Annotated in this window: 18 protein-coding genes and 2 pseudogenes; 6 read left to right on the top strand and 14 right to left on the bottom strand. The window is 58.3% G+C overall.

Annotation, left to right across the window (positions count from 1 at the left end; all coding sequences use genetic code 11):
- Nucleotides 1-87: 87 nt before the first annotated feature.
- The 3 genes and pseudogenes from AC6I7Z_RS10970 to AC6I7Z_RS10960 form a co-directional block, all read right to left on the bottom strand.
- Nucleotides 88-566: pseudogene (locus AC6I7Z_RS10970) on the bottom strand (Hcp family type VI secretion system effector).
- A 238-nt stretch (nucleotides 567-804) separates the two neighbouring features.
- Nucleotides 805-1,497 (bottom strand): hypothetical protein, encoded by a 693-nt coding sequence (locus AC6I7Z_RS10965; RefSeq protein ID WP_497814236.1) that lies wholly within the window; start codon nucleotides 1,495-1,497, stop codon nucleotides 805-807.
- A 234-nt stretch (nucleotides 1,498-1,731) separates the two neighbouring features.
- The gene (locus AC6I7Z_RS10960) at nucleotides 1,732-2,136 is read right to left on the bottom strand and encodes a YkgJ family cysteine cluster protein (RefSeq protein ID WP_497814235.1); all 405 of its coding nucleotides are present in this window, start codon (nucleotides 2,134-2,136) and stop codon (nucleotides 1,732-1,734) included.
- 253 nt (nucleotides 2,137-2,389) lie between these two features.
- On the opposite strand from AC6I7Z_RS10960, the gene ompW reads away from it, so the two are divergent.
- Nucleotides 2,390-3,022 (top strand): outer membrane protein OmpW, encoded by a 633-nt coding sequence (ompW, locus tag AC6I7Z_RS10955; RefSeq protein ID WP_497814234.1) that lies wholly within the window; start codon nucleotides 2,390-2,392, stop codon nucleotides 3,020-3,022.
- 50 nt (nucleotides 3,023-3,072) lie between these two features.
- On the opposite strand, the gene AC6I7Z_RS10950 is transcribed toward ompW, so the two are convergent.
- From AC6I7Z_RS10950 to AC6I7Z_RS10925, 6 genes and pseudogenes are all read right to left on the bottom strand, one after another.
- The gene (locus tag AC6I7Z_RS10950; RefSeq protein ID WP_497814233.1) at nucleotides 3,073-3,387 is read right to left on the bottom strand and encodes a BON domain-containing protein; all 315 of its coding nucleotides are present in this window, start codon (nucleotides 3,385-3,387) and stop codon (nucleotides 3,073-3,075) included.
- Nucleotides 3,388-3,532: 145 nt separating this feature from the next.
- Entirely contained in the window at nucleotides 3,533-4,339 is an 807-nt protein-coding gene (gene trpA / locus AC6I7Z_RS10945) for a tryptophan synthase subunit alpha (protein WP_497814232.1), read from the bottom strand.
- A complete protein-coding gene (gene trpB / locus AC6I7Z_RS10940; RefSeq protein WP_497814231.1) occupies nucleotides 4,339-5,529 on the bottom strand; it encodes a tryptophan synthase subunit beta in 1,191 nt (396 codons plus the stop codon). Before trpB ends, trpA begins: the two co-directional genes overlap by 1 nt.
- A gap of 43 nt (nucleotides 5,530-5,572) precedes the next feature.
- Nucleotides 5,573-6,934, bottom strand: coding sequence for a bifunctional indole-3-glycerol-phosphate synthase TrpC/phosphoribosylanthranilate isomerase TrpF (trpCF, locus tag AC6I7Z_RS10935; protein WP_497814230.1), 1,362 nt, complete (start codon nucleotides 6,932-6,934; stop codon nucleotides 5,573-5,575).
- A gap of 2 nt (nucleotides 6,935-6,936) precedes the next feature.
- Nucleotides 6,937-8,531 (bottom strand): annotated as a pseudogene (gene trpD / locus AC6I7Z_RS10930) (bifunctional anthranilate synthase glutamate amidotransferase component TrpG/anthranilate phosphoribosyltransferase TrpD).
- Nucleotides 8,531-10,093: an anthranilate synthase component 1 gene (locus tag AC6I7Z_RS10925; protein WP_497814229.1), complete on the bottom strand. Its 1,563-nt coding sequence runs from the start codon at nucleotides 10,091-10,093 to the stop codon at nucleotides 8,531-8,533. Before AC6I7Z_RS10925 ends, trpD begins: the two are co-directional and overlap by 1 nt.
- A 279-nt stretch (nucleotides 10,094-10,372) precedes the next feature.
- On the opposite strand from AC6I7Z_RS10925, the gene rnm reads away from it, so the two are divergent.
- Nucleotides 10,373-11,257 carry an RNase RNM gene (gene rnm, locus AC6I7Z_RS10920; protein ID WP_497814228.1) on the top strand — a complete coding sequence of 295 codons (885 nt, stop codon included), beginning with the start codon at nucleotides 10,373-10,375 and terminating at the stop codon, nucleotides 11,255-11,257.
- Nucleotides 11,258-11,269: 12 nt separating this feature from the next.
- Entirely contained in the window at nucleotides 11,270-11,890 is a 621-nt protein-coding gene (locus AC6I7Z_RS10915; protein WP_033790344.1) for an L-threonylcarbamoyladenylate synthase, read from the top strand.
- A gap of 8 nt (nucleotides 11,891-11,898) precedes the next feature.
- Here the strand turns inward: AC6I7Z_RS10915 and AC6I7Z_RS10910 are convergent, their stop codons facing one another.
- Together AC6I7Z_RS10910 and AC6I7Z_RS10905 are read right to left on the bottom strand one after the other, a co-directional pair.
- The gene (locus AC6I7Z_RS10910) at nucleotides 11,899-12,546 is read right to left on the bottom strand and encodes a S1 family serine peptidase (RefSeq protein WP_497814227.1); all 648 of its coding nucleotides are present in this window, start codon (nucleotides 12,544-12,546) and stop codon (nucleotides 11,899-11,901) included.
- Nucleotides 12,547-13,181: 635 nt separating this feature from the next.
- Nucleotides 13,182-14,531, bottom strand: a complete 1,350-nt coding sequence (locus tag AC6I7Z_RS10905; protein WP_497814226.1) for an MFS transporter — start codon at nucleotides 14,529-14,531, stop codon at nucleotides 13,182-13,184.
- Between the two features lie 225 nt (nucleotides 14,532-14,756).
- Between AC6I7Z_RS10905 and rluB the strand changes: the two genes are divergently transcribed.
- A complete protein-coding gene (gene rluB, locus AC6I7Z_RS10900; protein ID WP_497814225.1) occupies nucleotides 14,757-15,641 on the top strand; it encodes a 23S rRNA pseudouridine(2605) synthase RluB in 885 nt (294 codons plus the stop codon).
- Nucleotides 15,642-15,677: 36 nt separating this feature from the next.
- Here the strand turns inward: rluB and cobO are convergent, their stop codons facing one another.
- Nucleotides 15,678-16,268 carry a cob(I)yrinic acid a,c-diamide adenosyltransferase gene (cobO, locus tag AC6I7Z_RS10895; RefSeq protein ID WP_497814224.1) on the bottom strand — a complete coding sequence of 197 codons (591 nt, stop codon included), beginning with the start codon at nucleotides 16,266-16,268 and terminating at the stop codon, nucleotides 15,678-15,680.
- The gene (locus tag AC6I7Z_RS10890) at nucleotides 16,268-17,029 is read right to left on the bottom strand and encodes a YciK family oxidoreductase (RefSeq protein ID WP_497814223.1); all 762 of its coding nucleotides are present in this window, start codon (nucleotides 17,027-17,029) and stop codon (nucleotides 16,268-16,270) included. Before AC6I7Z_RS10890 ends, cobO begins: the two co-directional genes overlap by 1 nt.
- Before the next feature lie 174 nt (nucleotides 17,030-17,203).
- Between AC6I7Z_RS10890 and sohB the strand changes: the two genes are divergently transcribed.
- Nucleotides 17,204-18,253, top strand: coding sequence for a protease SohB (sohB, locus tag AC6I7Z_RS10885; protein ID WP_497814222.1), 1,050 nt, complete (start codon nucleotides 17,204-17,206; stop codon nucleotides 18,251-18,253).
- A 58-nt stretch (nucleotides 18,254-18,311) separates the two neighbouring features.
- Here the strand turns inward: sohB and AC6I7Z_RS10880 are convergent, their stop codons facing one another.
- Entirely contained in the window at nucleotides 18,312-18,560 is a 249-nt protein-coding gene (locus AC6I7Z_RS10880; protein ID WP_286873072.1) for a YciN family protein, read from the bottom strand.
- 371 nt (nucleotides 18,561-18,931) lie between these two features.
- Here AC6I7Z_RS10880 and topA point away from each other — a divergent pair, with 371 nt between their 5' ends.
- On the top strand, nucleotides 18,932-21,529 hold the full coding sequence (gene topA / locus AC6I7Z_RS10875) for a type I DNA topoisomerase (protein WP_497814221.1): 2,598 nt from the start codon (nucleotides 18,932-18,934) through the stop codon (nucleotides 21,527-21,529).
- Nucleotides 21,530-21,549: the final 20 nt, after the last annotated feature.

The raw sequence follows: 21,549 nt of genomic DNA, 5'->3' as shown, positions 1-21,549 counted from the left end.
ACAACGCTTCTGGCGCGGCTAATTTATTTGCTGGCAAGCCATCAATAAGAACCTCATTGTCATTCATCATGCTGCTCTTAAACTTTACTATGCAGTGGCGCGGTCGTTCCACGTATCGCGATAAATGATATTTCCTTCCACATATTTCCATATAATCGCTTCATAGCGCAGTTCCAGCGTCTCTAAATGTGTGCTGCTGATGCCTGTTGGGGAGAGGTAGGGCGAAACTGTGGTAATTTTGACGTTTTCTAAAATGATATTGAAATATTCCGCCTCATTGCCCGATTCCAGAATATGATACATCCTGATAGTCGCTTTTTTCAGGGTGCGGCCTTCACACACCGCTCGGTAAAGCAGTGGCGTGGTTTTATCGAACTCTTTAACGATGGTGGCAGGGCGGTGAACGCGGGTACCCGTCAGTTTTCCCCAAGAGGGATCAACCGGTATAGTGACGCCGTGCGAGAAAGATTTTAATTCGACAGATCCGATACGCAGCGGCATTAACAGCCGCCAACAATCGGTGAGCCGTTTTCATCTTTAAGCCATAAATGCGCGGGTGTTGACATGTGACGTCCTTATTAATAGATATTGCTTAAAATATTCATTGACTGTTTATTACTTCACGTAACGACTAAAGATAATCATTATGACTATAAAGAAAAGACCTATCGGCCATACGGGACTGCCGGGAAAGAAATGCGCCTGGAGCAAAGCAAAAAAAAGGGTTAGCACTGCCGGGCCATATGTCGAGAAAAAGAATCGTCCTTGCCACCGTAGGAAACGCTTAATATAATTCAACATAACTTATTGGATCATCCTGCTGATAATACCCGAAATGCCGTGCTCTGATGCCCATTGTGCCTCGATGGCGCCTGCCTTTGTGAAGACAGGTTCAATGACAAAATAAAGCATCTCAAGTTCTTGCGCATAGAGTGCAGCGTAATAGGCAGGGAATTGTATTTGCAGACGATGAGCACTTTCCGCAGCCTGTTGCACCACGCCATAAATCCCAATAGTCGCCATTCCTCGAACGCCCCATCTACCTGCGAGCGCGCTTAACGCCAGACTAAGGTTTAACCCAATTCGCACAGAACTGGCCACAGCCAAATAAAAACCAGCGCTGGTAAGCGAACTGGCGGCGATATGGACATTTACCGCCATTAGAGATTGCTTGATGTATTCGAATTGATGCGATGTTTTATATCTGAATATTTCTTCAAAGTATAGTTTTAGCATCTCATAAACCACATCAGTGTGATTTACTATTTTATAGACAGCATCTCTGAATCGAATGTCTTCCCTCTTTTGCTGTTGGCAAACATCGTTATATTCATCGGTGAAGCAGGATGTGTAGTAAATTAAACGCGTAACACCTTTTCCTACTGTTTCGATCTGATTTGATACTTTTCCTGCTACGCCTGTCATTGCATGATCAAGTTTCAATGCCAGTATATTGTTAGCTTGCAAATAATCAATAAGGCCATTTTTGTTATACATCACCTTGTCCTTCTAACTGGATCCATTTCGCAAAATTTACTGCCCGCCGGATATAATGGAAGTGACAGAACCAATGAGGCGGGTATTGAATTTTATCTACGGTAAAACGATCGGATCGTTATGTAAACAGGCATGCGTCAGGTTAAAGCGACTATATCTCTCTCAATTGATAAGCATTGTTATTTAAAAGCTCTGCTTTCATAAACAGAGCCTTTACTGCTTCATGTAAAGCATTTAATTGTTGCTGATATAACCTGCACCTTCACTGGCCTGGTGCGGTTTTTCTGTCATAAAGCCGGAAGGGTGAAAAAGAGGCGGCAGGCCATAACGAGCGCGGGCGCGATCGCAGGCCTCGTTATAAATGCCGTTTTCGCCCGACATGGCGAACTCGCGACAGGGCGTGGGGCGCTGCGCATAGATGCCGCAGGAGGTGCAGCTGCCCGGCTCACCCTGCAACGCCACGCAGCGCGGTTCGCGCGCGTTAGTGCCGCGCATATTGCGCATCAGCAGGCTTAAAGGCTCGGTAAGCTCAACCGGGACCGCGCCGCCGGCGTCGTCGGCTTCAGCCCAGTAAAAAGAGACGCGGAAATGGGCGCAGCAGGCGCCGCAGGTCATGCAAGGGTTTAAATTATCGCTCATTTGATCGCCCGCCACTCCTGAGGCATCGAACCAAAATCAACACGGGAAAAAAGCAAAATAATCACGCCGCTTGCTTTCTTCAAGGGAAATTTCAGGCAAGCCTGCCGGGCAAAAATTGATCTAAATCAATCCATTGTTTTTTATATGGTTTTTCGTGATTGATTCGGATGCATTTTTTCCAAAATCCCGTTAGAACGTTGCCGACAACGACAAATCATATTTTTCCCCGTTTATCTTGTGCAAAGGAGTGACCATGAAACTGACAAAATGCGCTTTCTTACTGGCAATGGCTCTACCGCAACTGGCACTGGCTCATGAAGCAGGTGATTTCTTTATGCGCGCAGGCAGCGCGACGGTGCGTCCTACCGAAGGTTCCGATAATGTGCTGGGCATGGGCGGTTTCAACGTCAGCAACAATACCCAGCTGGGCCTGACCTTTACTTATATGGCTACCGACAATATCGGCGTCGAGCTGCTTGCGGCGACGCCGTTCCGCCATAAGGTGGGCCTGGGTCCGACCGGCACGCTGGCGACGGTGCGTCAGCTGCCGCCGACCCTGATGGCGCAGTATTACTTCTTCGACAGTCAGAGCAAGGTGCGCCCCTACGTCGGTGTGGGTATCAACTACACCACCTTTTTCGACACGGACTTCAACCAGACCGGCCGTGATGCCGGCCTTAGCGATCTTAGCGTGAAAGATTCATGGGGCGTGGCGGGACAGGTCGGTCTCGACTACCAGATTAACCGCGACTGGATGCTGAACGCCTCGCTCTGGTATATGGATATTGATACGGAAGTGAAGTTTAAGGCGGGCGGCAAGCAGCAGAACATCGATACGCGTATCGATCCTTTCGTCTTCTTCTTCGGCGCAGGCTACCGCTTCTGATAAAAAAAGGCCGCGATTCGCTCGCGGCCTTTTGCTTTTCTGCGTCAGCGTTATTTAATCTGCATATTATTCACAACAGACTTCACGCCTTTCACGGTACGGGTCACTTCTACCGCGCGGCTGGCCATCTGCGGCGAGCTGACGAAACCGCTTAGCTGCACGCGGCCCTTAAAGGTTTCAACGTTAATCTCGCGTGATTTGAGTTCATCGTCGTTCAGTAGCTGTGCTTTGACTTTGGTGGTGATCACCGTGTCGTCGATATAACCGCCGGTACCTTCTTCCTTCGGGGTTGGCGCGCAAGCGCTCAGCGTCAGCGCAACAACCATGGCGACCAGCGCGCCTGCAAGGACTTTAAACAGTTTCATTGCTTCTCTCCCTGTCTCGAACAAGATGCGCCGTTACCATAACGGCGCGCAAAACAAGTGTGGGCGGGAAAAGCGAAAGCGGCAACGTCGGGATGTAAAAAAGAGTGAAAAATCATGCTCCCTCAGCCGAGAGAGCATGAAAAGATCAGCGGGTGGCGGCTTTCAGGCTGCTGACGAAGGCGGTCAGTTTCGCCAGCATCTCTTCTGGCTGCGCATGGTGCTGCTCAATAATTTTCACAATCGCTGAGCCGGAGATAGCGCCCGCGGCGCCCGCGCCGAGCGCCTCTTTAACCTGCGCCGGTTCGGAGATGCCGAATCCCTGCAGCGGCGGCGCGGCGTTATATTCGCGCAGCTTGTCGATCAGGCGCTGCAGCGGCAGGCTGCTGGCGCGATTTTCCGCGCCGGTCACGCCCGCGCGCGACAGCAGATAGGTATAGCCGCGGCCGTGAGAGGCGATCTCGCGCAGTAGATCGTCGCTGGCGTTAGGCGGACAGATAAAGATCGGCGCGATACCGTGGCGCAGCGCCGCCTGGCGGAACGGCGCCGACTCTTCGACCGGCACATCCGCCACCAGCACTGAATCCACGCCCGCTTCGGCGCAGCGCGCATAGAAGGCGTCGATGCCGTTGGCGAACACCAGGTTGGCGTACATGAGCAGGCCGATGGGCAGATCGGGATATTTCCGGCGCACGCTGCTGAGCAGTTCGAAGCACTGCGCGGTGGTGGTACCGGCCGCGAAGGCGCGCAGGGTGGCGTTCTGAATGGTGGGACCATCCGCCAGCGGATCGGAGAAGGGAATGCCCAGTTCCAGCGCGTCAGCGCCGCCCGCGACCAGCGCGTCGATCACCTTTAACGACAGCGCCGGCGAGGGATCGCCCAACGTGACGAAGGGCACGAATGCGCCTTCTTTGCTGGCCTGTAAACGCGTAAACAGCTGTTGATAACGCTCCATCAGATTTCTCCCTGCGCAGTCAAAATATCGTGAACGGTAAAGATGTCTTTATCGCCGCGGCCCGAAAGGTTAACCACCAGCAGCTGCTCTTTCTCTGGATTCGCGCGGATCATCTTCAGCGCGTGGGCGAGGGCGTGCGACGACTCCAGCGCCGGAATAATGCCTTCTGCACGGCAGAGTTCCTTGAAGGCGGCCAGCGCTTCATTATCGGTAATCGACACATAGTCGGCGCGGCCGATGCTGTTGAGGTGCGCATGCTGCGGTCCGACAGAGGGGAAGTCGAGACCGGCGGAGATAGAGTAGGACTCTTCGATCTGACCCTCTTCGGTCTGCATCATTGGCGACTTCATGCCGAAATAGATGCCGACGCGGCCATGCTTGAGCGGCGCGCCGTGCTCGCCGGTCTCAATGCCGTGGCCAGCTGGCTCGACGCCGATCAGGCCGACGCTCTCATCATTGATAAAGTCGGCGAACATGCCGATGGCGTTCGAGCCGCCGCCGACGCAGGCGATAACCGCATCGGGAAGGCGTCCCTCTTTTTCCAGAATCTGCGCTTTCGTCTCTTCACCGATCATGCGCTGGAATTCGCGCACGATAGTCGGGAAAGGATGCGGGCCCGCCGCGGTGCCAAGCATATAGTGCGCGGTTTCGTAGCTGCCGGACCAGTCGCGCAGCGCCTCGTTGCAGGCGTCCTTCAGCGTGGCGGAGCCGCTGTGCACCGGGATCACCTCGGCGCCCATCAGTCGCATGCGGAAGACGTTGGGCGACTGGCGTTCGACATCTTTCGCGCCCATATAGATGCGGCATTTCATGCCGAGCAGCGCGCACGCCAGCGCTGAGGCGACGCCGTGCTGACCCGCGCCGGTTTCGGCGATAATTTCATTTTTACCCATGCGTTTCGCCAGCAGCGCCTGGCCCAGCACCTGGTTAGTTTTGTGCGCGCCGCCGTGCAGCAGATCTTCGCGCTTCAGGTAGAGGCGCGTTTTCGTGCCTTTGGTCAGATTGCTGCACAGCGTCAGCGCCGTCGGACGTCCCGCATAGTTTTTCAGCAGGTCGGTGAATTCCGCCTGAAATGCCGGGTCTTTCTGCGCCTCGACAAAGGCCGCTTCCAGCTGTTGCAGCGCCGGCATCAGGATCTGCGGCACGTACATGCCGCCAAAGTCGCCAAAATAGGGGTTCAGTAGAGTCATGTTTTCATCTTCCTTTTAGGCCCGCCGCAGCGGACCTGACAAATCAGTAGGCGCGCAGCGTGCGGAAAACCGCCGCGATTTTGCTGGCATCTTTAATGCCGGGCGCGCTTTCCACGCCGGAGTTGAAGTCGAGGCCCGCGCAGCCAAGGCGCGCCGCTTCTACGCAGTTGTCTGCGCCCAGGCCGCCGGCAAGCAGCACGTTGCTTAAATCCTGATCCTGCAGCAGCGACCAGTCGAAGCGTTCGCCGCTGCCGCCGTTGCCGTTGTCAAAGACGTAGCGGTCAACGTGCGGCCAGTCGCGCGCGGGCAGCGCGCTTTTAATGCTCACCGCTTTCCAGATGGCGACAGCGGCGGGCAGCGCGGCGCGCAGCTCTGCGACATAGGCGCGATCTTCATCGCCGTGCAGCTGAACGGCGCTCAGCTGCAGCGCATCGGCCAGCGTGACAACGTCACTAATAGCGCTGTTGCGGAATACGCCGACGTAGCGCAGCGGCGCGCCGGCTATCACCTGCTGCGCCTGCGGCGCGTCGAGTCGGCGCGGCGAACCGTCGGCGAAGATCAGGCCGCCGTAAAGCGCGCCGGCCTCAAAGGCGGCGCGCGCGTCTTCCGCTCGCGTCAGCCCGCATACTTTGTTGTCGCCCAGCAGCACGCGACGCACCGCCGCCGCCAGATCCGGCTCTTCCATCAGCGCCGAGCCGATCAGGAAGCCGTTGGCGAAGTGGCTCAGCTCGCGCACCTGAGCATAGTTATGAATGCCCGATTCGCTGATCACCGTCACGCCGTGCGACAGGCGCGGCGCCAGCTGGCGTGTGCGGTCGAGGTCGATCGACATATCGCGCAGATCGCGGTTATTGATGCCGACCACTTTCGCTTCCAGCGCGATGGCGCGCTCCAGCTCCGCTTCGTTGCTGACCTCGGTCAGTACGCCCATCTTCAGGCTGTGCGCCACAGCGGCCAGCTGACGATACTCCTCGTCGTTCAGCACCGAGAGCATCAGCAGGATGGCGTCAGCCTGATAGTGGCGCGCCAGGTAGATCTGATAGGGATCGATAATAAAGTCTTTGCACAGCACCGGCTGCGTCAGCGCCGCGCTGACGATCGGCAGGAAGTCGAAGCTGCCCTGGAAATATTTCTCGTCGGTCAGCACCGAGACGGCGGAGGCGTAGTGGCGATAAACGCCCGCGATGGCCGCCGGGTCGAAATCGTCGCGGATCAGCCCTTTGGAAGGGGACGCTTTTTTACACTCCAGAATAAATACGGTGCGGGCGCCCTGCAGCGCATGGTAAAAGCTGCGAGAAGCGGGCTGCACGTCATTCTGAAAGGAGGCGAGCGGCTGTTGCGCCTTGCGCGCCTCGACCCACTGCGCTTTATCCTGAACAATCTTCTCTAAAATCGTACCTTGCATGGTTATCCTCTTGCTGCCAGAGCGACAACGCGTTCATAGGCTTGTCCGCTGCGGATAGCCTGAAGCGCACGCTGCGCGTTTTCACGCAAATCTTCATGACCGAATACTTTCAACAACATCGCCACGTTGACGGCGACCGCTTCCTCATGGGCCTGCTGGCCATTACCCTGAAGTAAACGCGTCAGAATGTCACGGTTTTCTTCCGGCGTGCCGCCGGCCAGCGCCTCTTTGGGATGGAAGCCGAAACCGAAGTCTTCCGGCGTAAGCTGATAGCGGGTGATTTCGCCGTCGCGCAGCTCAGCGACGTGGGTTTCGCTGTGCAGCGCCACCTCGTCCATGCCGCCGCCGTGCACCACCGCGGCGCGCTGGTAACCCAGCACCTTCAGCGTTTGGGCGATCGGCAGCACCAGTTCGGGGCTGTAGACGCCGATCACCGCCAGCGGCGGCCGTGCCGGGTTGATCAGCGGGCCGAGCACGTTGAACAGCGTGCGGGTTTTCAGCTGCTGGCGTACCGGCATCGCATGGCGAAAGCCGGTGTGATACTGCGGCGCGAACAGAAAGCAGACGTTGAGATCGTCCAGCGCCGCGCGCGCCTGCTCGGCAGGCATATCCAGACTGATGCCGAACGCCGCCAGCAGATCGGAGGAGCCTGACTTGCTGGAGACGCTGCGGTTGCCGTGCTTCGCCACTTTCAGCCCGCAGGTGGCGGCGACAAAGGCGCTGGCGGTTGAAATATTGATGCTGTTGCTGCCGTCGCCGCCGGTGCCGACGATATCGGCAAAGGCGTAGGTCGGACGCGGAAAGGGTCGGGCATCTTCCAGCAGCGCGCTGGCGGCGCCCGCGATCTCCTGCGGCGATTCGCCGCGCACCTTCATGGCGATCAGCGCGGCGGCGAGCTGCGTCGGCTCCAGCTGACCGGTAATAATGGCGCTGAACAGCTGGTGGCTTTCGCCCTGCGTCAGCGTCTGCGCCTGATAGAGTTTTTCCAGGATGGCATGCATGATCATTCTCCCTGTGATGGCGCCAGCGCCCAGGCCAGCGTCTGTTCCAGCAGACGAGCGCCCTGAGTGGTCAGGATGGATTCAGGATGGAACTGAAAGCCGCAGACGCGATCGGCGTCGTGGCGCACCGCCATCACCATGCCGTTGTAGCTGGCGTTGACCGTCAGCTCCGCCGGCGTATTGCTGCCCACCAGCGAGTGATAGCGCGCGACCGGCAGCGGGTTGCTCAATCCGGCGAACATCGCTTCGCCGTCGTGATTCACGGCGGAGGCTTTGCCGTGCAGGATCTCGCCCGCCTGGCCGACATGGCCGCCGTAGGCTTCGACAATCGCCTGATGGCCGAGGCAGATGCCGATAATCGGCAGGCGGCCGCGCAGGGTTTGCAGCAGCTCCGGCATGCAGCCGGCGTCTTTCGGCGCGCCCGGACCCGGCGACAGCATCAGCACCGGATTCTCCATGCGCTGCAGGCGTTCGGTCAGCACCGCCTCCGGCACGTTATTGCGGTAGATCACCACGTTGTGGCCGAAGGCGCGCAGCTGATCAACGAGGTTATAGGTAAAGGAGTCGATGTTATCGAGCAGCAGGATATCGGCCATCAGAAAATCTCCTTGCAGTGATGGGCGGTCGCGATGGCGCGCAGCACGGCGCGCGCTTTGTTGCGGCTTTCGTCCGCTTCGGCCTGTGGATTAGAGTCGAGCACCACGCCGGCGCCCGCCTGTACGGTGGCGACGCCATCCTCTACCCAGGCGGAACGGATCACGATGCAGGTGTCGAGGTCGCCGTTGGCGGTGAAGTAGCCGACCGCGCCGCCGTAGCTGCCGCGGCGCGTGCCTTCCGCCGCGGCGATCAGCTGCATAGCGCGCACTTTCGGCGCGCCGCTCAGGGTGCCCATGTTCATGCAGGCGCGGTAGGCGTGCAGCACGTCGAGGTCTTCACGCAGCGTGCCGACCACGCGCGATACCAGATGCATGACGAACGAGTAGCGGTCGACCTTGGTCAGGTCGGCAACGTAGCGGCTGCCCGGCACGCAGATGCGCGCCAGATCGTTGCGCGCCAGATCCACCAGCATCAGATGTTCGGCCAGCTCTTTATGATCGGTGCGCATCTCCAGCTCAATGCGGCTGTCGAGATCGCGATCCAGCAAGCCGTCGGCGTGTCGGCCGCGCGGGCGCGTGCCGGCAATCGGGTAGATCTCGATCTGGCGCGTGGCGGCGTCATACTTCAGCGAGCTCTCTGGCGAGGCGCCGAACAGCGCGAAGTCGCGATCCTGCATAAAGAACATATAGGGGCTGGGATTGCTGTTCTTCAGCGTTTCGTAGGCGGCGAGCGGCGACGGGCAGGGCAGCGAAAAGCGGCGCGACGGCACCACCTGGAAAATTTCGCCGACGCGAATCGCTTCCTGCATCTGACGCACGGTGTCGCAGTAGGCTTCGTCGCTCTGGCTGACGCTCAGCGTCATCTGCTCGACTTTCTGCACCGGCAGCGTCGGCGCGGGCTGCAGCATCTGGCCGTGCAGCTGCTCGATGCGGCTTTGCAGACGCTGGAATTCGCTGGTGGAGGGAGAGAACAGGCTCGCCTGCAGCGTGGCGCTGCGCGTCTGATGGTCGAGCACCAGCAGCGTCTCCGCCAGGTAGAAGCAGTAGTCGGGGCAGCGCTGCTGATTTTCCAGCGCGGGCAGCTCCTCAAAGCCCGCCACCAGGTCATAGGCGAACAGGCCGCCCAGCAGCACCGCTTCGCGCTCCTCCGCCGGCGCGTTCACCAGACGTGGAATCAGGCGCAGCGCGTCGAAAACCGACAGCGCCTGCAGGCGTGAGTCTTCATCCTGCACCGCGTCGGCGGACGGAAAGTGCAGCTCGCGCCCGTCTGGACGTGGTTCGATTTTCACGCCAGCAGGCAGCGCCGCGTCGAGCAGCGGCAGCAGTGCGCGACCGTTTTCCGACAGGGCCTGCACCGTTACGCAGGATCCCAGCGCGCTGACGCGCAGGGCGCTGTCGACGATCAGCAGGCTCTTCAGGTTCTGTTTGCTGTCGATATCCGCCGACTCGAGCAGCAGCGTTGCCGGACGTGCGCCGCATAACTGATGAAACACTGCGGCCGGATCTTCGCGGTAGGGCGCGGTGCCGGTAATCAACTTCACTGTAGGTTTCGCATTTGGCATGATGTTCTCTCTGAAATTCGCCTAAAAAAAAGCCCGCTTTAAGCGGGCTCGGGTCTCTGCACTGCGTTACGCAAGAGGTGCTGGACGTCGCCCGTCGGGGGAAACATCGCGCCACCAGCCTGCAGAAAGCATCAACATCGTTGCCATGACAGAGAACCCGTTTAGTTGTGAACTTGTGTACTAGTTAACGGGTTCAGCGGATAAAAGTCAATACGCTTTTTCACCCGCGCATAAAATCGTTATCATGCTGGCCGCTTCATCGTGCAGCAGGAGTGCCATTTGAACGAGATTGCCCGTTTTCCGCTTTATGATTTACACAGCCATACCCGCGCTTCCGACGGGCTGTTGACGCCCGAGGCGCTGGTCGAGCGCGCCGTGGCTATGCGCGTCGGCGTGCTGGCGATTACCGATCACGACAGCGTGGCGGGCGTCGCGGCGGCGCAGCGCGCCGTTAGCGAGCAGGCGCTGCCGCTGAAGGTGCTGGCGGGCGTAGAAGCCTCGACGCTGTGGGAGAACCATGAGATTCATATCGTCGGGCTGAATATCGATATCAGCCATCCGGCGATGACCGCCTTTCTGGCGGAGCAGGCGCGCTGTCGTCAGGAGCGGGCGACGCTGATCGCCGAGCGGCTGGAGAAGGCGCGCATCCCTGGCGCGCTGGCTGGCGCCGCAAGGCTGGCGGATGGCGGCGTTATTACGCGCGGCCACTTCGCCCGCTTTTTAATTGAGCAGGGCAAAGCCGACACGGTGGCGCAGGTATTCAAAAGTTATCTGGCGCGCGGCAAAACCGGCTACGTTCCGCCGCAATGGTGTACAATTAAACAAGCCATTGATGCCATTCACCATTCTGGCGGCTGTGCGGTGCTGGCGCACCCAGGCCGCTACGGTTTGTCGGCAAAGTGGCTGAAGCGGCTTATCGCGCATTTCCGCGAAGCGGGCGGCGACGCCATGGAAGTCGCGCAGTGTCAGCAGGCGCCGAACGAGCGCGCGCAGCTGGCGCAGTACGCCCGCGATGCCGATCTGGCTGGATCGCAAGGTTCCGATTTTCACCAACCCTGTCCGTGGATTGAGCTGGGCCGCAAACTCTGGCTACCGGCCGGCGTCGAGCCGGTATGGGAACGTTTCCCGGCGCTGGCGCCCACAGGCTCTGTCGCGGACAGGTGATACGAGGTTTTTATGAGTCAACTGTTTCACATTCACCCGGACAATCCGCAGCCGCGCCTGGTTTCGCAGGCGGTCGACTACCTCAATAAGGGCGGGGTGATCGTCTATCCTACCGACTCCGGCTATGCGCTGGGCTGTCGTCTGGAAGAGAAAAACGCGCTGGAGCGCATCTGCCGCATTCGTCAGCTGGATGGCAATCACAACTTCACGCTGATGTGTCGCGATCTGTCGGAAATCTCCAACTATTCTCAGGTCGATAACAGCGCGTTTCGCCTGCTGAAAAACAACACGCCGGGCAGCTATACCTTTATTCTGAAGGCGACCAAAATTGTGCCGCGTCGTCTGATGAACGACAAGCGCAAAACCATCGGGCTGCGCGTGCCGTCCAATCCGATTGCGCTGGCGCTGCTTGAGGCGCTCAACGAGCCAATGATGTCGACCTCACTGATCCTGCCGGGCAACGATTTCACCGAATCGGACCCGGAAGAGATCCAGCACAGCATCGGCAAGCTGGTGGATTTAATTATCGATGGCGGCACGCTGGGACAGCAGCCGACAACGGTTGTCGATCTCACCAGCGATGCGCCCGCCATCGTGCGCGAAGGCTCAGGCGATACCCGTCCTTTCCTGTAACAGCCTGGTCAGGCGCCGCTCTGCGCCGCCTGACCAATATTCTGTTTCAGCCAGTTTTGAAAGTCGGAATAGGGAATATAGAGCGACACATCTTTTAAAACGATTTTGCCGCTGCTGCTGCTTTTTATTTCATCGCTGAAACCGACAATGACGCCGCCCAGCGTATTATCCGCATTATAGACCGCGCCGCCCGACATTCCCTTCACGACGCCAGCATTGGATGCCATTGCCATACAGGGTTTTTTATTCCAGCTGTTGCGAATAGCGGTGCGCGCTAAATTACTGCCCGAGGATTCAACCGGCATAGCGGAAATAAAACTGTAGCCGTACATTTTGATCGGATCGCCGATGGCGCCGCTGCGGAATTTCGCCAGCGTGGCCGCGTCATTTTTGTGGTAAATGATCGCCAGATCGCAATAGGGGTGATACGCCTTCACGCGCTGTACGGCAAATTTCGCCACGTGCGCCGCCGTCAGGCTATATTCAGGCGTGATGGGAATGCTGCTGCCCAGCGTGCCGAGCCCGAGAACCGTAGGAATGCCGGTGAAACTCATGTCCACGTGCTGCATTGCCGTACGACTATATTCGGTATGGCCCACAGAGCAACCGCTCAAAGCCAGCGCAGCAAACGCCGGCCATAAGAACAGTTTTCTCATGGTGATTATCTTTATGCTGGCATGTCGGAAAATCCCTGGTGAAGACTTTTGACATGCAATTTCAGACTCATCATTGAGCCGTATTAACGCTGCATTTCCGGTAGCGCCGGTTTATTTTTAAAGAAACTGCAAATGGCAAGTTAAATTCTCGTTAAAAACTTTCGCTGGAGTAACGCTATAAGATTAATAATACGAAAGTGATTATTTGCGTTTCTGGCTCTGATTTTACCTGTAATACATCGGTAGACAATTGATTAAGATTAATCTTAAAAAGAAATGCGAATAAATAGGGTGATAAACCAATCTGTGGTGTTAAAGGCGGGTATAAAGTGAGACCGCCATGCAGGTAACGCGTTCTGGGTTAAACTTTCAGAATAATTCACTAAGGAGATAAGCAATGTCAGATGAAAAAATGCAGCTGAGAAGCGAGTTAAGCTTAACGCTCTTTTAATTGTATCCTGTAGCTAATGAATCATCTGCTGCCGGCAAACATTAGCCGCGGCAATCAGAGCATGCGGCGCATAAAACTATTTTCGCTTCAGCAGGTTGGCGAAAAAAACGCGCAACCTTTCCCTGCGCGGCAGATTAATCATTGCCCTCTGCGAAGAGGGCGACTGTAAGGCAATGGTGTCGGGTTAGCGCCGCTGCCAGCTGTGATATTCCGCGTTGCGCCGTCCCGGCGCGGTCTCCGGCAAGCGCGCCAGACCCACCAGAGAAATCGCGCCCAGCACCCCGACATAGATCGCCAGCCCATACCAGTGGCCGTCGGTGACCTGCAGGATTTTAACCGCGGCCAGGCCGAGAATGCCGCTGCCTATCAGCGAGCCGATTTGCCAGATCACCGCAATGCCGCTGCAGCGGATATGGGTTGGAAACAGTTCGGGGAACCATGACGCCTGCGGCGCGTAACACATGCTGTGGCCCAGCGTCAGCGCCACGATCATGGCGATCTGCGTCAGCCAGTAGCTGTTCTGCTGCAGGGCGAGGAAAAAGGGCACGATTGCCAGCACGATCAGCAGCGCGCCCAGCAGATAAACCGGTTTGCGGCCGATGCGATCGGAAAGCGCGCCCATCAGCGGAATAGCGAAAATTTCCAGCACCACCGCCACAATCATGCTCTCCATTAGAATGTTGTTGTCGAGCTGGTTCGCTTTGCCCCATGCCAGAATGATCACCGTAAACAGCGCGAAGGCGCAGGCTTCGATCAGCTTCGCCGCCACGCCGTTCAGCACCAGCCCCGGATAAGTCTTGATCACCTCTTTCAGCGGCCGCGACTCTGCCGCTTTGGTGGCGCGGATCTCGGCGAACACCGGCGACTCGTCAATGCGCAGGCGGATAAACAGCCCGACGATCACCAGCAGCGCGCTCAGCAGAAAGGGCACGCGCCAGCCCCAGCTCATCATCTGATCCGCCGTCAGCAGGGCATTCAGGATGGCGAACAGCGCCAGCGGCAGCAGAAAGCCGGTCGGCGCGCCAATCTGCACCCAGCTGGCGAAATAGCCGCGCCGCGCGGGCTGCGCATACTCCGCCGTCATCAGCACCGCGCCCGCCTGCTCGCCGCCGACGCCAAAACCCTGCAGCAGACGGATAACGATCAGGGATACCGGCGCCCAGATGCCGATAGTGGCGTAGGTCGGCAGCAGGCCGATGCAAAACGTGCCCAGACCGACGATCAGAATGGTAACCACCAGCGCTTTTTTACGGCCCACCTTATCGCCGATATGGCCAAAGATAATCCCGCCGACCGGTCGCGCCAGAAAGCCAACGGCGTAGGTGGCAAAGGCGGCCAGAGTGCTGACCAGCGGATTATCGCTGGGAAAGAAGAGGTGGCCAAAGAACAGCACCGCAGCGGTGCCATAGGCGAAAAAATCATAATATTCCGCGGCGGTGCCGATGGCGGATGCGCTGGCGACCCGGCGTATCACGCTCTTGTGGTCGGCGTCTGTCGCGCTATCGCGCGCGGTTGGGGTAGAGAGAGAGGTCATAGCAGTAGCCCTTATGTCAGAGGTTGGGCTACCATACAAGTCTGCATGTAAATCTGTTGCGAAGATGATCACAGTTGTTAAATAAGAGTCACGGCGGCTAGCCTGATTAAGCAGGTTACAAAACCGTAAATTAAAGGTATAATAGGCGGAATGTCATAACTTAAGTTATTGATTTTAAAGAATTTTAACCCAAATGACGCCTGGGAAGGCGACAGTGAGGCCGCTATGAGCGAAAAGTTACAGAAAGTCCTGGCACGTGCAGGCCACGGTTCCCGTCGTGAAATCGAAGCAAAAATCGCCGCTGGTCGCGTCAGTATCGACGGCAAACTCGCCACCCTGGGCGACCGCATTGAAAATGACAAATCCCTGAAAATCCGCATCGACGGTCATCTGGTTTCTATCGCCGAGTCGGCGACGGAAGTCTGCCGCGTACTGGCCTACTATAAGCCTGAAGGCGAACTCTGCACCCGCAGCGACCCGGAAGGCCGTCCAACGGTGTTCGATCGCCTGCCGCGCCTGCGCGGTTCCCGCTGGATCGCGGTCGGACGTCTTGATGTCAATACCTGCGGGCTGATGCTGTTCACCACCGACGGCGAGCTGGCAAACCGCCTGATGCATCCGAGCCGCGAAGTCGAGCGCGAATATGCCGTGCGCGTGTTTGGTCAGGTCGACGACGATAAAATCCGTCAGCTGAGCAAAGGGGTGCAGCTGGAAGATGGCCCGGCAGCCTTTAAAACGCTGCGCTTCGCCGGCGGCGAAGGGGTCAACCAGTGGTATAACGTCACCCTGACCGAAGGACGCAACCGCGAAGTGCGTCGCCTGTGGGAAGCGGTCGGCGTGCAGGTCAGCCGTCTGATGCGCGTGCGCTACGGCGATATCACGCTGCCGAAAGGCTTGCCGCGCGGCGGCTGGATGGAAATGGATCTGACTGCGGTGAACTATCTGCGCTCGCTGGTCGGCATGGATGACGAGACGGTCACCAAGCTGGCGGTGGAAAAAGATCGCCGCCGCACCAAGGCGAATCAAATTCGTCGCGCGGTTAAGCGCCACACGCAGGTGAGCGGCAGCGGTCGACGCAGCAGCAACAGCGGCGGCGGCAAACGCGGCTAATAAAATAACGCAGCTCACGGGCTGCGTTTTTTTTGCCTACCAGTCTATGCCTTGCTGCGCCTGAATGCCGGCGTCGAAGGCGTGCTTCACGGGCCGCATTTCGGTCACGGTATCCGCGCGCTCGATAAGCGCGCGATGGCAGCCGCGTCCGGTCAGGATGACGCTCTGATGGGGCGGACGCGCCGCCAGCGCGCGCCCCAGCTCGTCCAGCGGCAGATAATCCATGCTCACCATATAGGTGATCTCGTCGAGCAGCACCAGATCCAGGGTATCGTCCGCCAGCATGCGCAGGGCGTGCTGCCACACCGCCTGACAGGCGGCAGTATCGGTGGCGCGGTTTTGCGTCTCCCAGGTAAAGCCGGTGGACATCACCTGAAACTCCACGCCGTGCTGCGCCAGCAGATTGCGCTCGCCGTTGGGCCATTCGCCCTTGATAAACTGGATAACGCCCACCTTTTTGCCGTGCCCCACGGCGCGCAGCGCGGTGCCGAAGGCGGCGGTGGTTTTGCCTTTACCGTTGCCGGTGAAGACCATCATGATGCCGCGCGTTTCCGTCGCGGCGGCGATGCGCGCGTCAACCTGCTCTTTCAGCCGCTGCTGCCGCTGCTGGTGGCGATCGTCGCCCATTACTCCGCCGCTCCGGGTTTACGGCCAGGCTGCGCATCAAAACTGATGCCGGTTTTACGGCGGCTGTCGTCACCCATGACATAAAGGTAGAGCGGCATCAGATCGGCCGGGGTTTTCAGCTTGCCAGCATCCTCCTGCGGGAAGGCAGAGGCGCGCATTTTGGTGCGCGTGCCGCCGGGATTAATACAGTTGACCCGCAACGGCTGGTTCTTGTACTCATCCGCCAGCACCTGCATCATGCCTTCGGTGGCGAACTTCGACACCGCATAGGCGCCCCAGCCGGCGCGGCCGGTGCGGCCCACGCTGGAGGTGGTGAAGACCAGCGAGCCGGCGCTCGATTTCAGCAGCAGCGGCAGCAACGCCTGGGTCAGGAAAAAGGTGGCGTCGAGGTTAATCTTCATTACCTGCTGCCAGATCTGCGGATCCAGCTCGGCCAGCGGCACGATCTCGCCCAGAATGCCGGCGTTGTGCAGCACGCCGTCCAGGCGCGGAAACTGCTGCGCCAGCTGGTCGGCCAGCTGCTGACAGGATGCCGGCGTCGCCTGCGCCAGATCGAACACCAGGCTGTGCGCCGGGCGCAGGCCCAGCTGCGCGATCGCCTGCTGCGTTTGTTCCAGCCGATCCAGGTTACGGCCCAGCAGGATAACTTCCGCGCCGTAGCGCGCATAGGTGATGGCGGCTTCGCGGCCAATGCCGTCGGAGGCGCCGGTGACGAGAATGATGCGGTTTTGCAGCAGGTCGCTTTTCGGTTGATAGTGCACGACGTTTTCCTTGAGCGCATAAACGGGTTTTTGGCTTTATGCCTCAATTTGCCGGAGGGTGCAATCATCCGCAGGCGCTTTCTGTGCCGGCCGCTGGCATTTCAGGCGACGCGCGGCGCTAAACCCGGTAAACTCTCCGATCGGTGCTAATTCTCTGTTTAATAAGGCGGCAGAATGGATTTACTCTCGAGCTATGGATTATTTCTCGCTAAAGCGGTAACGGTGGTGGTCGCCGTCGCCGCTGTTGTGGCGATTATCGTTAACGCGGCGCTGCGCAAGCGCGGTCAGGCGGCCGGCCAGCTGCGGCTGACGCACCTGGGCGACGACTATCAGCAAATGAAGGACGACCTGCAGCTGGCTAAAATGAAGCCGCAGGTGCAGAAAGTGTGGCTAAAACAGCATAAAAAAGCGGAAAAGCAGAAGGCGAAGGCGGAGAAGCGCGCCGCGAAGCAGGGCGTCGTTGAGAGCCAGAAGCCAACGCTTTACGTGATTGATTTCAAGGGCAGCATGGACGCCGGCGAAGTCACGTCGCTGCGCGAAGAAGTTTCCGCCGTGCTGGCGGTGGCGGAGAAGGGCGACGAAGTGCTGCTGCGGCTGGAAAGCCCGGGCGGCGTGGTGCACGGCTACGGCCTGGCGGCGTCGCAGCTGCAACGCCTGCGCGATCGCGGTCTGCGCCTGACGGCGGCGGTGGATAAAGTGGCCGCCAGCGGCGGCTACATGATGGCCTGCGTGGCGGATCGCATCGTCGCGGCTCCTTTCGCCATTCTCGGCTCCATCGGCGTGGTGGCGCAGATCCCGAACTTCAACCGCTTGCTCAAGCGCAACGATATTGACGTCGAACTGCATACCGCCGGGCAGTACAAGCGTACCCTGACGCTATTTGGTGAGAATACCGACGAAGGTCGCGAGAAATTCCAGGAAGACCTTAACGAAACGCACCTGCTGTTTAAAGCGTTCGTGCATCAGATGCGGCCGTCGCTGGATATCGACAAAGTGGCGACGGGCGAACACTGGTATGGTCGCCAGGCGCTGGCGTTAAATCTTATCGACGATATCATCACCAGCGACGAGCTGATCATCAGCCAGATGGATCTCTTCAACGTGCTGGGCGTGCGCTATACGCGTCGTCGCAAGATGGTTGACCGCGTCACCCACAGCGCGGGTTCGGTAGCGGAACGGCTGCTGATGAAGTGGTGGCAGCGCGGCGAGAAGCCGCTGCTGTAACGGCCTGGCATCCGTGTCGGCACTCTCCCGCAAATGAACCCGGCTGACGCCGGGTTTTTTACGCCAGGTGATAGCGCGACGAGAGCGTCAGCGCCAGGTATTTAAAGACGTTAAACACCGCCGTGGTTTTTGCCGTCGGCAGCCCTTCGTCATCAAGAAAAAAGGGGCCGCGAAACACCAGCACGTCGCCCTGTTGAATCACCTCGTCAGCTTCCAGACCGGCAAAATAATCGTCGTGCTCCTGAATAAGCGCATTCGCTTTTTCCAGTAGCGCCTGGCGTGAAATGGGTTGGGTATTTTTCTGCATTGAATATCGCCTTTTTGACATGCACAAAATCCTTTCTATATTACGTGCCAAAACCGCTGCGCGGCAAATCAGCAAAACGCGTGAAAATCTGGCGCAAAATTCAACTGAGTGCTAATTAAGTTGCGTAACGAATTTTATCAGGTAGAGTGTGGGCGATTCAGATTTCAGGGAGATCACACCGGGAAGTGTGATTGTGTCAGATGAAAAAGTCGCTCTTATTCATACCCTTGCATAAACATATGCCAGCTGGCCCGAGATTGACCCCGCAGCCTTGAAAAGCAAAAAAGGCGCAACAATATTGAACCCACTGGGTTTCTGGGCATCAAATCCTCTCCCGTTTATCAGGACGTTTTCATTAGGTAAAGGTACATATGGGTAAAGCACTCGTCATCGTTGAGTCCCCGGCAAAGGCCAAAACAATCAATAAATACCTCGGTAGTGACTACGTGGTGAAATCCAGCGTCGGTCATATCCGTGATTTGCCGACCAGTGGTTCAACCGCGAAAAAGAGTGCTGACGGGGCCGGCGACAAAAAAGCGAAAAAAGTTAAAAAAGATGAAAAGGCCGCGCTGGTCAGCCGCATGGGCGTCGACCCTTATCACGGCTGGAAAGCGGATTATCAGATCCTGCCCGGCAAGGAAAAAGTCGTCTCCGAACTGAAAGCGCTGGCGCAGAACGCCGACCACATCTATCTCGCAACCGACCTTGACCGCGAAGGGGAAGCCATCGCCTGGCACCTGCGGGAAGTGATCGGCGGCGACGACAAGCGCTTCAGCCGCGTGGTGTTTAACGAAATCACCAAAAATGCGATTCGTCAGGCGTTCGAAACGCCGGGCGAACTGAATATCGATCGCGTCAACGCCCAGCAGGCGCGTCGCTTTATGGACCGCGTCGTCGGCTATATGGTCTCGCCGCTGCTGTGGAAAAAAATCGCGCGCGGCCTTTCTGCCGGTCGCGTGCAGTCCGTCGCAGTGCGCCTGGTGGTTGAGCGCGAGCGGGAAATCAAAGCGTTCGTGCCGGAAGAATACTGGGAGCTGAACGCCGATCTGCATACCGCGAAAGGCGACCTGCTGGCGATGTCGGTCACCCATCAGAACGACAGCCCGTTCCGTCCGGTTAATGGCGAGCAGACTCAGGCCGCCGTCGCGCTGCTGGAAAACGCCCGCTATGAAGTGGTGGATCGCGAAGATAAACCGACCAGCAGCAAGCCCGGCGCGCCCTTTATTACCTCGACGCTGCAGCAGGCGGCGAGTACGCGACTCGGCTTCGGCGTCAAAAAAACCATGATGATGGCGCAGCGCCTGTATGAAGCGGGCCACATTACCTATATGCGTACCGACTCCACCAACCTGAGTCAGGATGCGCTGGCGATGGCGCGCGGCTACATCGATAAAAACTTCGGTAAAAAGTATCTGCCGGAGACGGCGAACACCTACGCCAGCAAAGAGAATTCCCAGGAAGCGCACGAAGCGATCCGTCCTTCCGACGTTAACGTCGTGGCGGAGAAGCTCAAGGATATGGAAGCGGACGCGCAGAAGCTCTACCAGCTGATCTGGCGTCAGTTCGTCGCCTGTCAGATGATGCCGGCGCAGTACGACTCCACCACGCTCACCGTTGCTGCCGCCGGCTTCAGGCTGAAGGCGAAAGGGCGCACGCTGCGCTTCGACGGCTGGACGCGCGTGATGCCTGCGCTGCGTAAAAACGACGAAGACCGCACGCTGCCGCACGTCGCCAAAGGCGAGACGCTCGATCTGCAGCAGCTGACGCCAAGCCAGCACTTCACCAAGCCGCCGGCGCGCTTCAGCGAAGCTTCGCTGGTGCGCGAGCTGGAGAAGCGCGGCATCGGCCGTCCCTCTACCTACGCCGCCATCATCTCGACCATTCAGGATCGCGGTTACGTACGCGTGGAGAACCGTCGTTTCTATGCTGAGAAGATGGGCGAGATCGTCACCGATCGGCTGGAAGAGAACTTCCGCGATCTGATGAACTACGACTTTACCGCCACCATGGAAGACAGCCTTGACCGCGTCGCCAATAACGAGGCGGAATGGAAAGGCGTGCTGGATAACTTCTTCAGCGACTTTACTCAGCAGCTGGACAAGGCGGAGAAAGATCCGGAAGAGGGCGGCATGCAGCCGAACCCGATGGTGCTCACCTCTATCGACTGTCCGACCTGCGGACGCAAGATGGGTATCCGCACCGCCAGCACCGGCGTCTTCCTCGGCTGTTCAGGCTATGCGCTGCCGCCGAAAGAGCGCTGCAAGCAGACCATCAACCTGATCCCGGAAAACGAAGTGCTGAACGTGCTGGAAGGCGACGACGCTGAAACCAACGCGTTGCGCGCCCGTCGCCGCTGCCAGAAGTGCGGCACGGCGATGGACAGCTACCTGATCTATCCGCAGCGCAAGCTGCACGTCTGCGGCAATAATCCGGAGTGCGACGGTTACGAGATCGAGCAGGGCGAATTCCGCATCAAAGGCTACGACGGCCCGGTAGTGGAGTGCGAGAAGTGCGGCTCGGAAATGCACCTGAAAATGGGGCGCTTCGGCAAGTATATGGCCTGCACCAACGACGACTGTAAGAACACGCGTAAAATTCTGCGTAACGGCGAAGTGGCGCCGCCGAAAGAAGATCCGGTGCCGCTGCCTGAGCTGCCGTGCGAGAAGTCAGACGCCTATTTCGTGCTGCGCGACGGGGCGGCAGGCGTGTTCCTTGCGGCCAACACCTTCCCGAAATCGCGTGAAACCCGCGCGCCGTTAGTGGAAGAGCTGCAGCGCTTTAAAGATCGTCTGCCGGAAAAACTGCGCTACCTGGCTGAGGCGCCTGCGACCGATGCCGACGGCAACAAGACGATGGTGCGCTTTAGCCGTAAAACCAAACAGCAGTATGTCGCCTCTGAAAAAGAGGGCAAAGCGACAGGCTGGTCGGCGTTTTACATCGACGGCAAGTGGCAGGAAGCGAAAAAATAATCTTCTCCCTCCTTATCTAA

Source organism: Pantoea sp. X-Soil-MYKO-1289 (assembly GCF_059730625.1).
Note: the sequence above shows the minus strand (reverse complement) of the source record. Positions and strands in the feature narration are given on the sequence as shown.